Here is a 17472-nt window from a genome sequence, read left to right as displayed (position 1 = left end):
CACAGCCGTGAAGCGGAGGCACCGAGCGGGGGTGCTCGTAGGGTCCCCCCCTCGTGGACATCGACAGACACATACCGTTCGACGCCCTGCACGACTTCCGCGACCTGGGCGGCGCACCACCGCGGACGGCCACCGCGTCCGCCGGGCCCGCTTCTACCGCGCCGACTCCCGGGGCCGCGTCCCGGACGACCCGGCCTTCACCTACCACAACCTCAGCATCGAGGACCGCCCCTACAACCAGGCGGCCCCCGCCCTCCTCGCCGACTGGACATCCCGCAACGACGGCCGCTCCCCCACCTGGCCGTCGTTCGGCCGCGCCCCCGCCGAGGTCATGCACCTGTTCCTGACGGACCTGACGAACCGCTACGGCTCGACGACCGGCTATGTGACCGACGCCCTGGAACTGGACGCGCCGGCCTTCTCGGCGACCCTGCGGGAGTGCCTGTTGCATGAGCCGACGTGTCAGCCCTTCACGCAAACAACCTGCTTCAGCTTCGCCACGACCTCCACCAGGTCCCGCTGCTGGTCGATGACCTGCTCGATGGGCTTGTAGGCGCTCGGGATCTCGTCCACGACGCCGGAGTCCTTGCGGCACTCCACGCCCCGGGTCTGCTCCTCCAGGTCCTTCGTCGAGAAGCGCCGCTTGGCGGCGTTTCGGCTCATGCGCCGGCCCGCGCCGTGCGAGGCCGAGTTGAAGGACTTGTCGTTGCCGAGGCCCTTCACGATGTACGAACCCGTGCCCATGGAGCCGGGGATGATCCCGTACTCGCCGGAGCCGGCCCGGATCGCGCCCTTGCGGGTCACGAGCAGGTCCATCCCCTCGTAGCGCTCCTCGGCCACGTAGTTGTGGTGCGCGCTGATCTCCGGCTCGAAGACCGGCTTGGCCTTCTTGAACTCCTTGCGGACCACGTCCTTGAGGAGCGCCATCATGATCGAGCGGTTGTACTTCGCGTACTCCTGCGCCCAGAACAGGTCGTTGCGGTACGCCGCCATCTGCGGGGTGTCCGCGACGAAGACGGCGAGGTCGCGATCGACCAGCCCCTGGTTGTGCGGGAGCTTCTGGGCTATGCCGATGTGGTGCTCGGCCAGTTCCTTGCCGATGTTCCGGGAGCCGGAGTGCAGCATCAGCCAGACAGAACCGGTCGCATCTGTGCAAACTTCAACAAAATGGTTTCCCCCGCCGAGCGTTCCCATCTGCTTGGTGGCGCGTTCCGCACGGAACTTGACCGCTTCGGCAACCCCGTCGAACCGCCCCCAGAACCCGTCCCACCCGGCCGTACCGAACCCATGCAGCCGCCCCGGATCGACGGGATCGTCATGCATCCCCCGCCCCACCGGAATCACCTGCTCGATCCGCGACCGCAGCCGCGACAGATCCCCGGGCAGGTCGTTCGCCGTCAGGGACGTCTTCACCGCCGACATCCCGCAGCCGATGTCGACCCCTACCGCCGCCGGGCACACCGCACCCTGCATGGCGATGACCGAGCCGACCGTCGCGCCCTTGCCGTAGTGCACGTCGGGCATGACGGCCAGGCCCTTGATCCAGGGCAGCGTCGCGACGTTCCGGAGCTGCTGGAGCGCGCCCTCCTCGACCGAGGCGGGGTCGGCCCACATCCGGATCGGCACTTTCGCACCAGGTACCTCTACATACGACATAACGTCCTCAATCCCCCGTAAGCAAGCAGAAGTCTTCAAGAGCAAATACCGGAGCCAAGGTCTACGAAAGGGAATCCGGACCGGCGTTCACGGCAGTGCGTGCGATACACATTGTGTTCATCGGCTGCCCGGCGACGGCAAGCCAATATCCGCCCCGAGAGGAGCCACCACGTGCAACGGAAGGCGTACGCACCCGGTATCGCCGCGCTCCTCGCGGCCCTGCTGGCCGGCTGCACCGGCGGCTCGGGCGACGACGGCCCGACGGACGACTCCAACCCCGGTGACACCGGCACGGCTTCGCCCGCCGCCGAGCCGGGCCGCTACCGCACGCTCCCCGAGCCCTGCACCGCGGTCGGCCAGAGCGCGCTCGACGAACTCCTGCCCGGCATCCGGCAGATCACCGACGGCGAGCAGCGCGAGAAGGCCTACGAGGGCGAGCCGACGGTCACGTTCGACACCGACCGCAAGGTCGGCTGCCAGTGGAAGGTCGACGGCACGCAGGCCACCGACCACCTGCTCATCGACTTCGAACGGGTCGTCTCCTACGACAACGCCGTCAGCGACGACAACCAGGCCGAGCAGCTCTTCGCGGAGCGGGAGGCCGCGGCCCACCTCCCCGAGCCGACGGCCACCGAGTCGGCCGCCACGGACTCCCCCGCCGCCGGCAGCACCCCGGCCGGCGGTACCTCCGCCGCCCCGAGCGGCTCCCCCAGCCCGACCTCCTCCCCCACCGGCTCCTCGTCGCCCTCGACGTCCGCCTCCGCCACCCCCACCGAACTCCAGCCCCGCGTGCTGGAGGATTTCGGCGACGAGGCCTTCATCGACGACGAGCTGAGCAGCTCCGGTTCGACTGCCAAGCAGCGGACGGTGACTGTGGCGTTCCGCACGTCCAACGTCATCGTGACCATCGAGTACGTCGAACAGCCGGCCACCGTCGGCGTCGTCCCGGACAGCAAGGAATTGCAGGACAGGGCCCAGAAACTGGCCTCCCAGCTGGCCGACTCACTGAGCGACTGAGGCCCCTTCACGCGCCCTTCACGCACACCCGCAAAGCACCCGAAGGAAGGCCACACCTCCGCCTCACCGCGTACGGTGACCACTCGGCCCCGTTCCGACCGCAGGGAACCACGAGCGTCATGAGTGAAGGAACCATGCAGCGACGAGCACAGCGAGACCAGCAGGACCAGCGAGCGAAGCGACTCAACCGCGTCCTTGTCTGCGCGGCCGCCGTCCCCGTGATGCTGGTCGCCGCCGGCTGCTCCTCGGACTCCGGCTCCGGCGACACCACGGACAAGGCCGCGAACGCGGCGGCTTCGGCGTCGGCGAGCCCGTCCCCGACCGTCGAGGCGGCGGCGTACGGCAAGCTTCCGGAGTCCTGCAAGGCACTGTCGAAGAAGACGCTGAAGGACCTCGTTCCGGAGAGCAAGTCCGGCAAGGAGGGCAAGTCGGACGATATCTCTACACGCGGCAGTTGCTCCTGGAACAGCCTCGACAACAACGGCGTGAAGGGCTCGCAGTTCCGCTGGCTGAACGTGTCGATGCTGCGCTTCGAGTCGGACGCCACGCGCGGCTCGGGCGAGAAGCTGGCCCAGCAGTACTACGAGAAGCAGGTTCAGGACGTCCAGGCCGCCGAGGGCGCCAAGGGCGTCAAGTCGGAGCCGGTGCCCGACACGGGCGACCAGGCGACGGCCGTGCGCTACGACCTGAAGAAGAAGGAAGGCACCTTCAAGCAGCAGACGGTCGTGGCACGCGTCGAGAACGTCGTCGTGACGCTGGACTACAACGGCGCGGGCCTGGCCGGCGACAAGTCCCCGAGCGCCGACGACCTGGCGAAGGACGCGAAGAAGGCCGCGAAGGAAGCGGTGGCCGCGGTGTCCGAGGCGAACGGCGCGGGCGGCGGCAAGGCGAGCGGCGAACCCTCGAAGCCGGCTTCGAAGTCCCCGTCCAAGGAGCCCTCGAAGGGCGCTTCGCAGGAAGCCTCGAAGGACTCCTCCGCGTCGCCGTCGAAGTCGCCCGCCAAGAAGAGCTGAACACCACCGACCGGATCCGGCCACCCGTCCTCCGCACGCATGTGCCACCCTGTTGCGCGCAACAGCACGCAAGGGGAGGGGAAGACGGGTGGCCGCGCCACAACTGACTCGGATGCACCGCGTTCTCATCGGCGTGGTCGTGGCCGGCGCCGTGATCATCGCCGGTATCGGCTTCGCCGGTTCGTACGCGGCGGTCCGCGAGTTGGCCCTGAAGAAGGGCTTCGGGAACTTCTCCTACGTCTTCCCGATCGGCATCGACGCGGGCATCTGCGTCCTGCTGGCCCTGGACCTGCTCCTCACCTGGATCAGGATCCCCTTCCCCCTGCTCCGCCAGACGGCCTGGCTCCTGACGGCGGCGACGATCGCCTTCAACGGCGCGGCCGCCTGGCCGGATCCGCTCGGCGTCGGCATGCACGCGGTGATCCCGATCCTCTTCGTGGTCGCGGTCGAGGCGGCCCGCCACGCGATCGGCCGGATCGCCGACATCACGGCCGACAAGCACATGGAGGGCGTCCGCCTCACCCGCTGGCTGCTCTCCCCCGTGCCCACGTTCCTCCTGTGGCGCCGCATGAAGCTCTGGGAGCTCCGCTCCTACGACCAGGTCATCAAGCTGGAGCAGGAACGTCTCGTCTACCAGGCCCGCCTGCGCTCCCGCTACGGCCGCAGCTGGCGCCGCAAGGCCCCGGTGGAGTCCCTGATGCCGCTGAGGCTGGCGCGCTACGGGGTACCGCTGGCGGAGACGGCCCCGGCGGGATTGGCGGCGGCGGGGATCGAACCGGCCTTGATCCCCCCGCCCCCGCAGCTCGACACAAGTTCAGCCGCGGGCAATCGGGCCGCTGGGCGCGAGCAGCGCCTGGAGCTGGACAGCAGCCCCCGCGCCGAGTACACGGAAGAAGCGCCCGAACCCGACCAGAGCCCGTGGTTCAACGCCCAGCGCGAGGTCGAGTACCAGGGCGGCTACGACCCGGCCTACGACCCCGAGCAGTACGACCAGTGGTTCGCCGAGCAACAACAGGCTGAGCAGTACCTCGACGAGCCGTACGAAGAACTCACCCCGGAGGACACCGGCAGCTTCCAAATCCCGGTCGGCCCCAACCGCACCCGGGACCTCGGCGACGGCGGCGGCACCCCTGAGCCGACCGAGGAGGACTACTACCAGATCTTCCGTGAGTCGACGAAGGGCGGAAACGGCGCTCCCACCCCGCGCGGCTTGATCGCCGACGTCGAGGCGACCTACGGCGTCACCCTGGAAGAGGCCGAGTCCAAGCGCATGGTGAACCGGTTCTCCAACCGCCTCAACGCGGAGATGACGGACGAGCACATCGCATGAGAAAAGGGGCCCTGGAAACAGGGCCCCTCTCCCACACCGGCGACTACTCCCCGAGCAGCGTCCGAACCCGCTCCTGCCCCACCGCCAGCAGCAGCGTGGGCAGCCGCGGCCCGGTGTCCCGCCCGACCAGCAGGTGGTAGAGCAGCGCGAAGAAGGACCGCTGGGCCGTCTTGATCTCCGGCGGCAGTTCCTTCGGCGTGGCGTCGGCGGAGAACCCGGCCTGCACCTTCGGCACGCCGTAGACGAGATGCGTCAGCCCGTCGAGCGACCAGTGCTCGGCGAGCCCGTCGAGCAGCAGCCGCAGCGACCGCTGGGACGCCTCGTCGAGGGACTTCAGCAGCTCGGCGTCGGCCTCGTCCCGCACGATGGTCCGCTGGTCGGCGGGCACGTGCGTGTTGATCCAGGCCTCGGCCTTGTCGTACCGCGGCCGCGCCTCGTCCAGCGAGGTCAGCGGCTGCTCCGGGTCCAGCTCGCTGAGGATGCGCAGCGCCTGGTCCGCGTGCCCGGCGGTGATGTCCGCGACGGACGCCAGCGTCCGGTACGGCAGCGGCCGGACCGTCCGCGGCAGCTCACCGGCGGCCGTACCCACCGCACGCGCGTGCGCGGCGGCGTCGGCCGGCAGGACGCTGCCGTCGGCGACCTTGGCGTCCAGCCGGTCCCACTCGTCGTACAGCCGCTGGATCTCCTGGTCGAAGGCGACCTTGAAGGACTGGTTGGGCCGGCGCCGGGCGTACAGCCAGCGCAGCAGCTGGGGTTCCATGATCTTCAGGGCGTCCGCCGGGGTCGGCACGCCGCCCCGCGAGGACGACATCTTCGCCATGCCGCTGATGCCGACGAACGCGTACATCGGCCCGATGGGCTGCTGCCCGCCGAAGATCCCGACGATCTGCCCGCCGACCTGGAACGACGACCCGGGAGAGGAGTGGTCGACGCCGCTCGGCTCGAACACGACACCCTCGTAGGCCCACCGCATCGGCCAGTCGACCTTCCAGACCAGCTTGCCGCGGTTGAACTCGTTGAGCCGGACCGTCTCCGAGAAGCCGCACGCGGTGCAGGCGTACGTCAGCTCGGTGGAGTCGTCGTCGTAGGACGTGACGGTGGTGAGGTCCTTCTCGCAGTTGCCGCAGTACGGCTTGTACGGGAAGTAGCCGGCGGCGGTGGAGCTGCCGTCGTCCTCACCGGCCGCGCCTGAGCCCTCGGCGGCCTCCAGCTCGGCCTCGTCGACCGGCTTCTGCCCCTGCTTCTTGGCCGGGGCCTTCTTCGTCCGGTACTGGCCGAGGATCGCGTCGATGTCGGCGCGGTGCTTGATGGCGTGCAGGATCTGCTCGCGGTACACCCCGGAGGTGTACTGCGCGGTCTGGCTGATCCCGTCGAACTCCACGCCCAGCTCGGCCAGCGACTCGATCATCGCGGCCTTGAAGTGCTCGGCCCAGTTCGGGTACGGCGAGCCCTCCGGCGCCGGGACGGAGGTCAGCGGCTTGCCGATGTGCTCGGCCCACGACTCGTCGACGCCGGCGATCCCGGCCGGGACCTTGCGGTACCGGTCGTAGTCGTCCCAGGAGATGAGGTGCCGCACCTGGTGACCCCGGCGGCGGATCTCGTCGGCGACGAGGTGCGGGGTCATGACCTCGCGCAGGTTGCCGAGGTGGATGGGGCCGGACGGTGAGAGTCCGGACGCGACGACGACGGGTTTGCCCGGGGCCCGACGCTCCGACTCCTCGATGACCTCATCCGCGAAACGGGAGACCCAGTCGGTGGTCTCGGTGCTCTGAGCCACGATCGGCACGTCCTTCTTTCTCCAGGGCAGCCGTACGGTCAACGGCTGGCGCCCTCATTGTCCCAGCAAGGGCGGCAACGACGAAAACGCCTTTTCACGAGCGCCCCGAAAGACGGCGCGGCCGCCTGCTCAGGGGCGCGGGGCGGTATCGATCTGCGGCTCCGCCGCGTGGGCGCGACCAGCCCCCACCGGCCGCACCCGTGATCGCCCCGCACCCCCGAGCTCTGCGCGAAAACCCCTTTACCCCCCATGGGATACTGACCGTGTCTATCCATCCCCACGAGGAGAAACGGCACCCACTCCTATGGCCCCGGTCACGCCCCTCAGCGCCTCCGTCAACCAGCACCTCGTCGACGCCCTCACGGCCACCCTCCCGGGAACCGTCGGAGACGCCCTGCTGCGACGTAGCGACCGGGCCGACTTCCAGGCCAACGGGATCCTGGCCCTCGCCAAGAAGGCCAAGTCGAACCCCCGGGAACTGGCGGCGGAGGTCGTCGGCAACATCGTCACCGGTGACGTGATCAAGGACGTCGAGGTCTCCGGCCCAGGCTTCCTCAACATCACGATCGCCGACCGGGCGATCACCGAGAACCTCGCCGCGCGGCAGGCGGACGGCGAGCGTCTCGGCGTGCCGCTGAAGGAGAACGCGGGCATCACGGTCGTCGACTACGCCCAGCCGAACGTGGCGAAGGAGATGCACGTCGGTCACCTGCGGTCGGCGGTCATCGGCGACGCCCTGCGCGGCATGCTCGACTTCACCGGCGAGAAGACGATCGGCCGGCACCACATCGGCGACTGGGGCACCCAGTTCGGCATGCTCATCCAGTACCTGTTCGAGCACCCCGGCGAGCTGGCCCCCGCGGCCGACGTCGACGGCGAGCAGGCGATGAGCAACCTGAACCGGGTCTACAAGGCGTCGCGCGCACTCTTCGACGCGGACGAGGAGTTCAAGGAGCGGGCCCGTAAGCGGGTCGTCGCCCTGCAGTCCGGCGACAAGGAGACGCTCGAGCTGTGGCAGCAGTTCGTGGACGAGTCGAAGGTCTACTTCTACTCCGTCTTCGAGAAGCTCGACATGGAGATCCGCGACGAGGAGATCGTCGGCGAGTCCGCCTACAACGAGGGCATGCCCGAGACCGCCCGCCTCCTGGAGGAGCAGGGTGTCGCGGTGCGCTCCGAGGGCGCGCTGGTCGTCTTCTTCGACGAGATCCGCGGCAAGGACGACCAGCCGGTCCCGCTGATCGTGCAGAAGGCCGACGGCGGCTTCGGCTACGCGGCCTCCGACCTGACGGCGATCCGCAACCGGGTCCAGGACCTGGGCGCCACGTCCCTGCTCTACGTCGTGGACGTCCGTCAGTCGCTGCACTTCAGGATGGTCTTCGAGACGGCTCGCCGGGCCGGCTGGCTGAGCGACGGCGTCACCGCGCACAACATGGGCTACGGCACGGTGCTGGGCGCGGACGGCAAGCCGTTCAAGACGCGTGAGGGCGAGACCGTACGGCTGGAGGACCTGCTGGACGAGGCGGTGCAGCGGGCCGCCGAGGTCGTGCGGGAGAAGGCACGGGACCTCACCGAGGACGAGATCCAGGAGCGGGCCGCGCAGGTCGGCATCGGTGCGGTGAAGTACGCCGACCTGTCGACGTCGCCGAACCGGGACTACAAGTTCGACCTGGACCAGATGGTGTCGCTGAACGGCGACACGTCCGTCTACCTCCAGTACGCGTACGCCCGGATCCAGTCGATCCTGCGCAAGGCGGGCGAGACGAAGCCGGTCGCGCACCCGGAGCTCGGGCTCGCCCCGGCGGAGCGGGCTCTCGGTCTGCACCTGGACGCGTTCGGCGACACGGTCTTCGAAGCCGCCGCGGAGTACGCCCCGCACAAGCTGGCCGCGTACCTGTACCAGCTGGCGTCCCTGTACACGACGTTCTACGACAAGTGCCCGGTGCTGAAGGCCGAGACGCCCGAGCAGGTGGAGAACCGCCTGCTCCTGTGCGACGTGACGGCCCGGACGCTGCACCAGGGCATGGGCCTGCTGGGCATCCGGACGCCCGAGCGGCTCTGAGCCGGGCCGGAACCGGACCCTGACGACAGGCCGAGGGCGGCACTCCCCCGTGGAGTGCCGCCCTCGGGCGTTGTGGAGAGCCGCCGGTCAGCGGCAGTTGACCCACTCGTTGGACTTCTGGAACCAGACGGCGTCGCCGGTCCCCTTGACACCCCGTGCGAGAACTCCGCTGTCGCCGCGGTGGTTCTTCTCCGTGTACCACTTGTAGTCACAGGACCGGCCGTGGTTGTACCAGGACTTGAAGCCCTGGAAGACCACGAACGGGGTGAGGTCCGCGTTCTTCCCCTCGACCTTCTGCATGCGGCCGGTGTAGTTCTTGCCGGCCCAGACGCAGAACCAGCCCGACGGACAGTCCGAGGCCGCCTGCGGCGAGGCCTCCGCCGCACCGGCCGTACCCGCGTTGCCGGCCAGCAGACCACCGGTCAGCGCGATCCCCCCGGCCATGACGGCGAGCTTCCTGGTCATACGCATGTGCTGTTCCCCCTTCGTGGGCGGGCCGACCGCACCGGCCGGCTCCACGACGAGACTGCGGGCCGTGAGCCCCGCTCCACCACACCCGCCCCGGAAGTGACGCCCGCACGGGACGTCCCACCCCCTGACCTGCCCGGACACCAGCCGCCGGGACGGTGCGGCGGGACGCTCGCGGCGGGCGGTGGCCGAATCGGTAGGGGGCGGCAAAGGGATCGGAACCGATGTAGGGGGCACCGCGTGGATGCTGATGCAGAATGCGGCGGTAACGGGACCGCTGACCACGGTCCGCGAACGCGAGTGGGGGGAACATGTCGCGTTGGAAAGGGCTGCCCGAAGAACTCGACCCGCGTGTGCGGCAGTTGGTGGTGCGATTACGCCGGGTCAAGGACCACAGCGGACTGAGTCTGCGCGGGCTCGCGGCGAGGACGGGCTACAGCGCGTCGTCGTGGGAGCGCTACCTTTCCGGCCGGTCACTCCCGCCGAGGGAGGCCGTCGAGGCGATGGCCCGGCTGGGCGGTGACGATCCGACCCGGCTGCTCGCGCTGCACGAGGTCGCCGCCGAGGCTTGGGGCACGGTCGCCGAGCACCGCGGACGACCTGCCGGGCCCGGCACCGGCACACCCCGCCCGCACGGCCGGGCGCTGCGCGTCACCCTCGTCGCCGGGTCGGTGGCCCTGGTGCTGGCCGTCGCCGCCGCGGTCCTGCTGGCCGTACGGCTCACGGACGGCGAGGGCAGGGCTGCCGCGACGCCCCTCACCCCGTCCGCGGCGACCCGACCACCGGGGTCGCCGCAGCAGTCGGAGCGCGAACGTCCCACCTACACCTGCCGGGCGGAGCGGCTCGACGGCCGCTGGTACGCGGGCAACAGCCGCACCCGGAAGGCCATCCTGGCGAAGGGCCACGCCGGGCCGGAGGTCGCCGAGGCGCAGTGCCTGCTGCGCGAGGCGGGCCTCTCGCCGGGAGCCGTGGACGGCATCTTCGGCCCGCACACCCAACGCGCGGTCAAGGACCTGCAGAAGCGTTCCGGCCTGGTCGTGGACGGCATCATCGGCCCGCACACCTGGAAGGCGCTACGGCGATGACGCGGGCCCCGCGGCACGCACCGCCGCCGGAACGCGCCCGACTGGCCGCCGCGCTGCGGGAGTTGAGGACCGGCACAGGCCTGAGCCTGGCGGCCCTCGCGGCGAAGACCACCTCCAGCAAGTCGTCCTGGGAGCGCTACCTCAACGGCAAGACGCTTCCGCCCCGCCAGGCGGTACGGGAGCTGTGCCGTCTGGCCGGTGAACCGGACGGCCGCTGCCTGGCGCTGTGGGAGCTGGCGGAGTCGGCATGGAGCGGCCGGGCGGCGGCGCGGCCCACGGACACGCCAGGGCCCGCGGGCTCCCCGGACACGGACGCCGGGCATCCCGCGGGCGGCAGGGGCACGGTCATGGCGATCCTCGCCTCGGTCTGCGCGCTGGCGGCCGGCGGCCTCTCGGTCGCCCTGGTCCTCGTCGCGGGCCACACCGGCGACAGCCGCCCCTCCGCACCGCCTTCCTCCGCTCCGGCGCCCCGCTGTCTGGGGGCCACCTGCGAGGGCCGGGACCCGATGCCGATGAAGTGCGGCACGCACCCGCTCACCCTCGCCGCGCACCGCACCGCCACCGGAGCCCACCTCGAACTGCGCTACAGCAGGGAGTGCGGGGCGAGTTGGGCGAGGATGTGGAGCACCCGCATCGGCGACCGCCTGGAGATGGACCCGGCCGGCGAAGGCACGGACCGCCCGCACACCGTCCGGATCACGGACGGTGTCGCCGCGCAGTCCTACGTCTACACCCCCATGACCGAGGCGACCCCCGGCGCGACCGTGCGGGCCTGCTTCCGCCCGGTGACGGGAGGCAGCCGCGAGTGCTTCGATGCCCGCGTCTGACGGTCGCAGGCTGACCATCACCGCCCCCTCGCCCGCCCACGCCCGACCCGCTTCCGTCTCAGCGCTGAGCCGTACTGTTCGCGCCGTCCAGTGCCTCCCGGATCACGTCCGCGTGCCCGGCGTGCTGGGCCGTCTCCCGGATCAGATGCAGCAGGATCCGGCGCGCCGACCAGTACTCGCGCTCCGGCGGCGACCAGGGCGTCATCGGCAGGGGCACGCCGCGGTCCAGGTCCGGCAGCCCGGCCAGGGCCTCGTCGGTCGCCCGGGCGGCCGCGGTGTACGCCGCCAGCAGCCCGTCGAGCGTGTCGTCCGGGGCCATGCGGTACTGGCCCATGCCGAGCATGCCGTCCGGCAGTTCGCCGTCGCCCTCGACCATGATCCGCGTCCATGCCGCCTCCCCCTGGGCGAGATGCTTCACGATCCCGCCCAGGGTCAGCTCACTCACGGTCGTACGCCGGGCGGCCCGCGCGTCGTCGAGTCCGCGCACGGTGATCAGCAGCAACTCCCGCTGCTCGGCGAGCGCGTACGCCAGGTCGGTCTTCTCCGAGGAACCGTTCATGCGAGGACCGTACGGAGCGAACAGGTCAGCAGGTGTCCGCTGATGTCTCCTTGTCAGTGGTCGGATCTACAGTCGCACCATGGCGACACTTCCGAACCCGCTCCCGACCTTGGCGGCCGACCCGAGCGGCCGTGCGCTGGGGCTTGAACTCCCCGCCGGGATCTTGATCGACACCACCGACGAGGGCCCCTGGCACGAGCCGTTGCTGTGGTGCGCGCAGGACCGGGCCGTGCCGGGCGGCTGGACGGCGCTGGAGCCGACGCGACGGGTCGGGCTGCTGCCGGTCGTGCTCGATGTGGCGGACGGGCACGGCGGGCCGGACAGCTGGGAGTTGACGCCCGGCGAGGTGTCGTATCCCGGGGACCACGACGCCGAGGAGGTGCTGGCGGAGTACTGGGAGGAGTACGCGGCGGAGGGCGACGCATGGCCCGGGCCGGCCGCCCCGACCGTCCGGGACCAGGACCCCGACACGGTCGCCACGGCCGTCGCGGACTCGCTGCTCGAAGCCGGCGGTCCGCTCAAGGACCCCCGCCTCGCCCTGGTCCCGGCCCGCCGCAGCGCCGACATCCCGACGGCGATCGGCTGGACGGGCCCGGCGAACCACGAGGGCGACACGGCCCGCGTCAGCGCGGTGCTGCGCTCCTGGGAGGACCGCTTCGGCATACGGGTCGTGGCCCTCGGCTTCGACCATCTGCTGGTGTCGGTCGCCGCCCCGCCCGCCACCCTCGCGGAGGCCGAGGCCGTCGCCGCCGAGCACTTCGCGTTCTGCCCGGACAACATCTGGCAGAGCACCGACTCCACCCTTCGGGCCTACGCCGAGCGCCAGGTCAAGGATCAGCCGACCTGGCACTTCTGGTGGGACTGAGCCCCGCCCCTCGGCCGTACCGGCTCAGCCCTTGGCCCCGATCCCCGCGTACACGTTGATGTCCGCGTCCGTGACGTCGTTGATGTCGCGGTAGCGGACCTTCTCGATGTCGTCGAGGCCGTCGAGGAAGGACTCCTCCGGCTGCTCGGGGACGGGGGCCGCGTGGTCGGGCCGCCAGCGGTGCGCCGGGACGACGCCCGGCTCGGCGATCTCCAGGAAGTTGCCGGTGAAGAACCGCTCGACCTCCGCCCGGGACCGCAGCACGAAGGTGAACCCCCGCTCGGTGTACGTCCGCTGGACCGCGCGGATCTTCTCGGGGTTGAGGTCCTCGGTGAGATGGCTGAGCACCAGCCGGCTGCCGACGGGCAGCGCGTCGAGCAGCTCCCGCACCAGCGGATACGCCTCCCCGTCCTCGACGAAGTGCAGGATCGCGACCAGGCACAGCGCGACCGGCTGGTCGAAGTCCAGGGTCTTGGCGGCCTGTTCGAGGATGCGGGCCGGGTCCCGCAGATCGGCGTCGATGTAGTCCGTACGCCCCTCGGGGCCGCTGGTCAGCAGGGCCCGCGCATGCGCGAGCACGACCGGGTCGTTGTCGACGTACACGACCCGCGACTCGGGGGCGGCGCGCTGCGCGATCTGATGCACGTTCTCGGCGGTCGGCAGCCCCGTGCCGATGTCCAGGAACTGCCGGATGCCGTCCTGCTCCACCAGCGTGGTCACCGCGCGGCGCAGGAAGTCACGGTTGTGCCGGACGTCGAGGTACCCGCGCGGGTTGGCGGCGAGCCCGGCGGCGGCCGCTTCCCGGTCGGCCGGGTAATGGTCCTTGCCCCCGAGGAAGACGTCGTAGACCCGCGCCGGGTGCGCCTTGCCGCTGTCGATCCTCCTCCGCAGCTCGGCGGGATCCTGGCTGAGCGCGTCACCGGACATGGACGTCTCCCTGAAGAGTAGGTGGTTCAATCAGCAACCACTTCGACGGTCAACAACTCAACGCCTCAAGTGATTTGGTGACTCCACCCACGCGTATACGCGCGGGCTTCCTGCGTCGGTGGCTAAGCCGCCACGCAGAGGACCAGCCCGGCCCTGCTGAGGACGTTCGTCGCGCCGACGTGGTCCGCGTTCGCCGCGAACCCGCACGCCGTGCACTGGAACTTCGCTTGGGTGGCGCGGTTCTCCTTCGCGACGTGCCCGCACTCGGGGCACGTGCGGGAGGTGTTGCGCGCGTCCACCGGAACCACCAGGCGACCGGCACTCTCAGCCTTGTTCGCCAGGATTGCGAGGAACTGCGCCCAACCCGCGTCGAGGATGCTGCGGTTGAGTCCGGCTTTCGCGGCAGCACCGTTCGGCAGGAAGCTGCCGGGCTGCTCGGGGTCGGCCTTGGGTGCGGGGGCTTTGGTCATGCCCGCCGTGTTGAGCCGCTCGTGCGCAATCACGTCGTGGCCGGCGATCAGCGTACGGGCGGTCTTGTGGTGGAAGTCGGCGCGCTGACGGCGGATCCTGGCGTGCAGCTTGGCGACCTTCCGGGCGGCGGCCCGGTGTGCCTTGGTGCGCTGCCGGGTCCGCTTGGGGAACGTCGCGAGGTGCCGCTGGGCTTCGGCCAGTTCGTCGGCCATCGCCTGGAGGAAGCGCGGGTTAGCGACGTGTTCGCCGTCCGAGGTGGTCAGGAAGTGCGTGACGCCCATGTCGATACCGACGATCGCCTTGGTGGGCGGCAGTTCCTCGGCGGGCACGTTGTCGCAGGAGAGGACGACGTACCAGCGGTTCCCCTCACGCTTCACCGAGATCGTCTTGACGCGGCCCTGTACGGGCCGGTGCTGGTGCACGCGGACGTGTCCGACACCTTGGAGGCGGACGCGGGTCTGCGCGTCGTGGGCAGTGGAGTCCCAGCGGCAGCCGTCGCCGTCCTTGGGGAAGGTCACGGTGTCGAAGTGGCCGGCGCCCTTGAACCGGGGGTAGCCAGGTGTCTGTCCGGCCTTGACGCGGCGGAAGAACGCGGAGAACGCCTTGTCCAGGCGGCGCAGGGTGGCCTGCTGGGAGGAGAACGACCAGCGGCCCTGCCGCTCGGGATCGAACGCGCGGATGTCTTTGAGCTGGGCGGACTGGTCGCCATAGCGGACAGTGGTCTTCGAGGTGTGCCGGTAGGCGTCCCGGCGTTCCTGCAACGCGCCGTTGTAGAGGGAGCAGTGATCCCGCAGCATCTCGCCGAGCGCGGCCCTCTGACGGGCCGTGGGGCGCAGGAGGAACTTGTACGCGCGGATCACGAGCCGTCCCCCTTCTTCCCGGGGCGTTCCCACTGGGTGTTGATGTACTTCTCGACCGTCGCCGCCGACACGGCGCCGACCGAGGCCGCGAAGTACGACGACGACCACAGCGTAGGCATCCGCGACTTCAGGTGCGGGAACTCCTCGCGCAGCACGCGGGACGTGAAGCCCTTGAACTGGTTCGCCACGTACGAGGCCGACGATTTCGGGTCGTGCTTGACGAACAGGTGCACGTGGTCGGGCATCACCTCAAGGACGATGATCTCCCACCCGCGTTCGTCTGCCTTCTGCCGGATCAGTTCGTCCAGCCGTTCCGCGACCCGGCCGCCGAGGACCGGACGGCGGTACTTCGGGCACCACACCACGTGGAGCCCGAGGTCGTACACGCCGCCGGAGAATTGGCGAACTTTCCTGGTCACGACCACGCGATCACTATACATGCGCCACAGGTCTAGTGCGGCAGAGAGGTCGGCTCAGGTGAACAGTGCGGATCCGTGCACCCAGTTGAGGTCAGAGCAGGGCTCAGAAGCCATTCCCCACCCCGCTAAAGCGGGACGTCCCCTGGCTAGGTCCTGATGGTGCCCGTGGAGACCGGCGAGCGAGCGACGACAACCCTGTGGCGCCCTACCGGTCCCAGGGAACTGGACCTGCTGCGGGAGCTCGACTGGCGCGCCTGGCCACCCCGGCTCCCCGAGCAGCCGATCTTCTACCCGGTCCTCGACGAGGACTACGCCGTCAAGATCGCGCGCGACTGGAACGTCAAGCACGACGGCGCAGGCTTCGTCACCCGGTTCGAGGTCGACTCCGAGTTCCTGAGTCGGTACCCGGTCCAGCGGGCCGGCGGGCGGACGATCCTCGAACTGTGGGTCCCGGCCGAGGAACTCGACGAGTTCAACGCCCACATCGTCGGGCAGATCGAGCTGGTCCACGAGTTCCACTGAGATCCCGTCAGGCAGCCAGTCAGCCGGTCACCGCGTGGTCCCCTCCTCGACCCACTTGTCACCGCCCAGCGGGAACTCGTACGCCGGACGCCCGTTGTTCCCGCTCGTGCGGAAGGGCCGCCCCTTGTCGTCCACCGTCAGCGTGCCGCTGCGGCTGCCGCTGGACCAGCGCAGCTCCAGGTACCAGCTGACGTCGTAGGCGGAGGCGTCGGCCCGGATGTAGTAGACCTCCGGGTCGGACTGGCTCACCGAGAACGGGAAGTCGTCATGGCCCGCCTCGGGGACGACGGAGGGACGCGCGGCGTCGAGGGCGACCGTGAAGAAGCGTGTCGGGACGCCACCGCCGCAGCCGACGCCCGGATAGCCCATGGCGTAGTCGTTCCAGGCGAGCGGCGTCCGCTTGCCCGCCATACGGACCGTCAGCCCGTCGACGACCACCGTCTCCTTGCCGGTGCCCTGCACGGTGAGCTTCAGGAACTGCTGTCCCGACGGAACGGCCCCGTTCGCCGCCACCCAGGCGGGCGCGTCCTGCTCCAGCGGCGGCGGCCCGACCTGCCCCGGCGGACGGTTCACCAAGTAGCGCTGGGAACAAGGGTCTTCCCAGGCGTGCGGGGTGGTGTTCACGGTGAGGGGGGTCGGGCCGGCGGCAGGGTCGGTGGTACGACGGGGCCGGCCGCCGTCGGAGCCGGTGGCGGGGGCACGTGAGCCGGGAGTCGCCGAGGCGGCATCCTCCTCCCTGCCCTTGCCCCCGCTCTTGCCCTTCTCCTTGCGGCTGTCGGCGGAGGAACTGCCCGAGGGCGACGCCGAGGCGGCCGTTCCACCGTCCGGCGTCCGGCCACTCTCGGACACCGCGGCCGCACCGCGACGCCCGTCGTCATCCGCCCCACCGGAGGGAACGGCCACGGCGAGTCCGACCCCACCGAGGACGACGGCCGCGGCGATACCGGCGAGGAGGGCGGGCCGAGGACGTCGTGACCGGGACTCCCGCGCGGACACCGCCTCCGAAGGCGAGGTGTCGACAACCGGGGCCGGGTGGTCGGCAACCGGAGGCGCTGCCCCTGCGGGCTCGGCCACCACCACTGGCTCGGCTGCCGCCACGGGCTCGGCCGGCCCCACGGGCTCGGCCGGCCCCCCGCCCCCCTTGCGCCCCCGCCCGGCATCCGCCAGCACCCACCGCCGATGCAGCTCGACGAGTTCCCCGGGCGACGCCTTGCACAGCCGGGCAAGCCTCTCCACCGGCGCGTAGTCGGCGGGCACGGCATCTCCGTTGCAGTACCGGTGCAGCGTCGACGTACTCATGTGGAGCCGCTTGGCGAGCACCCCGTAGCTCAGCCCGGAACGCTCCTTCAACTCCCCCAGCAGCGCGGCGAACTCCGCCGCGGCCGTGCCTTCCGACACCCTTCCTCCATCCCCCATGTCCCGTTCACCCGTTCCAGAGCAGGGACGTTTCCCCAGTTCACAGCGTGTACGGGCGTTCCAGCGTCCCGGATGGTCCGCCGGGTGCGGCGGCCGGGACGGCTCACCGCACAAGCTCTGGTCATCCAAGCACGCCGCTCCCGGCCGGACGGCCGGCGGCTCGCTCGGGCCTTCTCGCCAACCGCCTTTGTCCGAAAGGGA

At 70.5% G+C, this 17472-nt stretch carries 17 protein-coding genes; 9 read left to right on the top strand and 8 right to left on the bottom strand.

The features are described from left to right. Positions 1-31 precede the first annotated feature (31 nt). On the top strand, positions 32-553 hold the full coding sequence (locus ACFZBT_RS15215; RefSeq protein WP_391103060.1) for a hypothetical protein: 522 nt from the start codon (positions 32-34) through the stop codon (positions 551-553). On the opposite strand, the gene ACFZBT_RS15210 is transcribed toward ACFZBT_RS15215, so the two are convergent. Continuing rightward, positions 463-1656, bottom strand: a complete 1194-nt coding sequence (locus ACFZBT_RS15210) for an RtcB family protein (protein WP_391103058.1) — start codon at positions 1654-1656, stop codon at positions 463-465. The genes ACFZBT_RS15215 and ACFZBT_RS15210 overlap by 91 nt on opposite strands. A gap of 171 nt (positions 1657-1827) precedes the next feature. Between ACFZBT_RS15210 and ACFZBT_RS15205 the strand changes: the two genes are divergently transcribed. From ACFZBT_RS15205 to ACFZBT_RS15195, 3 genes are all read left to right on the top strand, one after another. Continuing rightward, positions 1828-2673 carry a DUF3558 domain-containing protein gene (locus tag ACFZBT_RS15205; RefSeq protein WP_391103056.1) on the top strand — a complete coding sequence of 282 codons (846 nt, stop codon included), beginning with the start codon at positions 1828-1830 and terminating at the stop codon, positions 2671-2673. A 134-nt stretch (positions 2674-2807) separates the two neighbouring features. After that, a complete protein-coding gene (locus ACFZBT_RS15200; RefSeq protein ID WP_391103054.1) occupies positions 2808-3686 on the top strand; it encodes a DUF3558 family protein in 879 nt (292 codons plus the stop codon). Between the two features lie 112 nt (positions 3687-3798). Next, positions 3799-5016, top strand: a complete 1218-nt coding sequence (locus tag ACFZBT_RS15195) for a DUF2637 domain-containing protein (protein WP_391103052.1) — start codon at positions 3799-3801, stop codon at positions 5014-5016. Positions 5017-5059: 43 nt separating this feature from the next. Here ACFZBT_RS15195 and lysS read toward each other — a convergent pair whose 3' ends face one another. Beyond that, positions 5060-6802 (bottom strand): lysine--tRNA ligase, encoded by a 1743-nt coding sequence (gene lysS, locus ACFZBT_RS15190; RefSeq protein WP_391103049.1) that lies wholly within the window; start codon positions 6800-6802, stop codon positions 5060-5062. 295 nt (positions 6803-7097) lie between these two features. Between lysS and argS the strand changes: the two genes are divergently transcribed. After that, positions 7098-8852 (top strand): arginine--tRNA ligase, encoded by a 1755-nt coding sequence (argS, locus tag ACFZBT_RS15185; protein ID WP_391103047.1) that lies wholly within the window; start codon positions 7098-7100, stop codon positions 8850-8852. An 87-nt stretch (positions 8853-8939) separates the two neighbouring features. On the opposite strand, the gene ACFZBT_RS15180 is transcribed toward argS, so the two are convergent. Beyond that, entirely contained in the window at positions 8940-9323 is a 384-nt protein-coding gene (locus tag ACFZBT_RS15180; RefSeq protein ID WP_391103045.1) for a peptidase inhibitor family I36 protein, read from the bottom strand. 308 nt (positions 9324-9631) lie between these two features. Between ACFZBT_RS15180 and ACFZBT_RS15175 the strand changes: the two genes are divergently transcribed. Together ACFZBT_RS15175 and ACFZBT_RS15170 are read left to right on the top strand one after the other, a co-directional pair. Next, positions 9632-10405 (top strand): peptidoglycan-binding protein, encoded by a 774-nt coding sequence (locus tag ACFZBT_RS15175; RefSeq protein WP_391103043.1) that lies wholly within the window; start codon positions 9632-9634, stop codon positions 10403-10405. Then, on the top strand, positions 10402-11232 hold the full coding sequence (locus ACFZBT_RS15170) for a DUF2690 domain-containing protein (protein WP_391103041.1): 831 nt from the start codon (positions 10402-10404) through the stop codon (positions 11230-11232). The genes ACFZBT_RS15175 and ACFZBT_RS15170 overlap by 4 nt, the downstream gene beginning before the upstream one ends. 58 nt (positions 11233-11290) lie before the next feature. Here ACFZBT_RS15170 and ACFZBT_RS15165 read toward each other — a convergent pair whose 3' ends face one another. Beyond that, a complete protein-coding gene (locus tag ACFZBT_RS15165; protein ID WP_391103039.1) occupies positions 11291-11791 on the bottom strand; it encodes a DUF664 domain-containing protein in 501 nt (166 codons plus the stop codon). Positions 11792-11870: 79 nt separating this feature from the next. On the opposite strand from ACFZBT_RS15165, the gene ACFZBT_RS15160 reads away from it, so the two are divergent. After that, complete coding sequence (locus ACFZBT_RS15160) at positions 11871-12656, top strand: DUF4253 domain-containing protein (protein ID WP_391103036.1); 786 nt, start codon at positions 11871-11873, stop codon at positions 12654-12656. 24 nt (positions 12657-12680) lie between these two features. Here the strand turns inward: ACFZBT_RS15160 and ACFZBT_RS15155 are convergent, their stop codons facing one another. The 3 genes from ACFZBT_RS15155 to tnpA all read right to left on the bottom strand — a co-directional run bounded on the left by ACFZBT_RS15155 (position 12681) and on the right by tnpA (position 15354). Then, positions 12681-13583, bottom strand: a complete 903-nt coding sequence (locus ACFZBT_RS15155) for an SAM-dependent methyltransferase (RefSeq protein ID WP_391103034.1) — start codon at positions 13581-13583, stop codon at positions 12681-12683. Between the two features lie 122 nt (positions 13584-13705). Beyond that, on the bottom strand, positions 13706-14914 hold the full coding sequence (locus ACFZBT_RS15150) for an RNA-guided endonuclease TnpB family protein (protein WP_391103031.1): 1209 nt from the start codon (positions 14912-14914) through the stop codon (positions 13706-13708). Further along, on the bottom strand, positions 14911-15354 hold the full coding sequence (gene tnpA, locus ACFZBT_RS15145) for an IS200/IS605 family transposase (RefSeq protein WP_391103028.1): 444 nt from the start codon (positions 15352-15354) through the stop codon (positions 14911-14913). The genes ACFZBT_RS15150 and tnpA overlap by 4 nt, the downstream gene beginning before the upstream one ends. Before the next feature lie 135 nt (positions 15355-15489). Between tnpA and ACFZBT_RS15140 the strand changes: the two genes are divergently transcribed. After that, positions 15490-15855: a hypothetical protein gene (locus tag ACFZBT_RS15140; protein WP_391103026.1), complete on the top strand. Its 366-nt coding sequence runs from the start codon at positions 15490-15492 to the stop codon at positions 15853-15855. 27 nt (positions 15856-15882) lie between these two features. Here the strand turns inward: ACFZBT_RS15140 and ACFZBT_RS15135 are convergent, their stop codons facing one another. After that, on the bottom strand, positions 15883-17253 hold the full coding sequence (locus ACFZBT_RS15135; RefSeq protein WP_391103024.1) for a helix-turn-helix domain-containing protein: 1371 nt from the start codon (positions 17251-17253) through the stop codon (positions 15883-15885). Positions 17254-17472 lie beyond the last annotated feature (219 nt).

The sequence above is a fragment of the Streptomyces sp. NPDC008137 genome (genome assembly GCF_042957035.1).
In the GTDB taxonomy this organism is placed as follows: domain Bacteria; phylum Actinomycetota; class Actinomycetes; order Streptomycetales; family Streptomycetaceae; genus Streptomyces.
Note: the sequence above shows the minus strand (reverse complement) of the source record. Positions and strands in the feature narration are given on the sequence as shown.

Bases quoted from the DNA above. Each gene is read 5' to 3' on its own strand.
- ACFZBT_RS15200 (WP_391103054.1), top strand. From the start codon at position 2,808: ATGCAGCGACGAGCACAGCGAGACCAGCAGGACCAGCGAGCGAAGCGA.
- ACFZBT_RS15140 (WP_391103026.1), top strand. From the start codon at position 15,490: ATGGTGCCCGTGGAGACCGGCGAGCGAGCGACGACAACCCTGTGGCGC.
- ACFZBT_RS15175 (WP_391103043.1), top strand. From the start codon at position 9,632: ATGTCGCGTTGGAAAGGGCTGCCCGAAGAACTCGACCCGCGTGTGCGG.
- ACFZBT_RS15195 (WP_391103052.1), top strand. From the start codon at position 3,799: ATGCACCGCGTTCTCATCGGCGTGGTCGTGGCCGGCGCCGTGATCATC.
- tnpA (WP_391103028.1), bottom strand. From the start codon at position 15,354: ATGTATAGTGATCGCGTGGTCGTGACCAGGAAAGTTCGCCAATTCTCC.
- argS (WP_391103047.1), top strand. From the start codon at position 7,098: ATGGCCCCGGTCACGCCCCTCAGCGCCTCCGTCAACCAGCACCTCGTC.
- ACFZBT_RS15165 (WP_391103039.1), bottom strand. From the start codon at position 11,791: ATGAACGGTTCCTCGGAGAAGACCGACCTGGCGTACGCGCTCGCCGAG.
- ACFZBT_RS15210 (WP_391103058.1), bottom strand. From the start codon at position 1,656: ATGTCGTATGTAGAGGTACCTGGTGCGAAAGTGCCGATCCGGATGTGG.
- ACFZBT_RS15180 (WP_391103045.1), bottom strand. From the start codon at position 9,323: ATGCGTATGACCAGGAAGCTCGCCGTCATGGCCGGGGGGATCGCGCTG.
- ACFZBT_RS15155 (WP_391103034.1), bottom strand. From the start codon at position 13,583: ATGTCCGGTGACGCGCTCAGCCAGGATCCCGCCGAGCTGCGGAGGAGG.
- ACFZBT_RS15160 (WP_391103036.1), top strand. From the start codon at position 11,871: ATGGCGACACTTCCGAACCCGCTCCCGACCTTGGCGGCCGACCCGAGC.
- ACFZBT_RS15170 (WP_391103041.1), top strand. From the start codon at position 10,402: ATGACGCGGGCCCCGCGGCACGCACCGCCGCCGGAACGCGCCCGACTG.